The following is a 498-nucleotide window of genomic DNA, read 5'->3' as shown; positions in this document are numbered from 1 at the left end:
GGCGAGGGCGGCGCGCTTCACGGTCTTTCCACAGGCCGGCCACCATCATCATTTGGCGCAGCGTCTCGCACGACACCCGGATGCCATGCCGCTCGGCCAGATACTCACGTGCCAGCGTCGGCCCGAAACCGCTATACTGCTCGCGCACGAGGCTGACGACCTGGTCACGAAAGGCGTCGCCGTAGCGCCGGTTGCTGGGACGCCCACGTTTGCGGGATACAAGCCCGGCAGCACCGCCCTGGCGCACGCGCTCCAGCAGCCGATAAACCTGCCGACGTTCCAGACTCAGCAGCGCCATAGCGTCCGCTACCCTGATCTCGCCGCGGTCGACACGCATCAGCGTGTCGTACCGGCTCACCTCGGCAGCACTCATCGTCAGCACCGTCATCGCTTGCACATCCTCGCTGCCGAGGATGGCCATGACACCGGCGACCCGCTGGCACTCGTTGTGCCATTTCTATCTAGCGGAGGAGTGTCATTTCTATTTAGCGCCTACAA

Annotated in this window: 1 protein-coding gene; it reads right to left on the bottom strand. The window is 64.3% G+C overall.

Going from position 1 to position 498, the window contains the following annotated elements:
- Positions 1-421 (bottom strand): helix-turn-helix domain-containing protein (locus tag DVW87_RS17640; RefSeq protein WP_239017999.1); only part of this gene is annotated, 421 nt, incomplete at its 3' end.
- Positions 422-498 lie beyond the last annotated feature (77 nt).

Source organism: Sphingomonas aracearum, from assembly GCF_003345355.1.
GTDB lineage: Bacteria > Pseudomonadota > Alphaproteobacteria > Sphingomonadales > Sphingomonadaceae > Sphingomonas > Sphingomonas aracearum.
The sequence above is the reverse complement of the archived record's forward strand: the minus strand, read 5'-3'. Positions and strand labels throughout refer to the sequence as shown.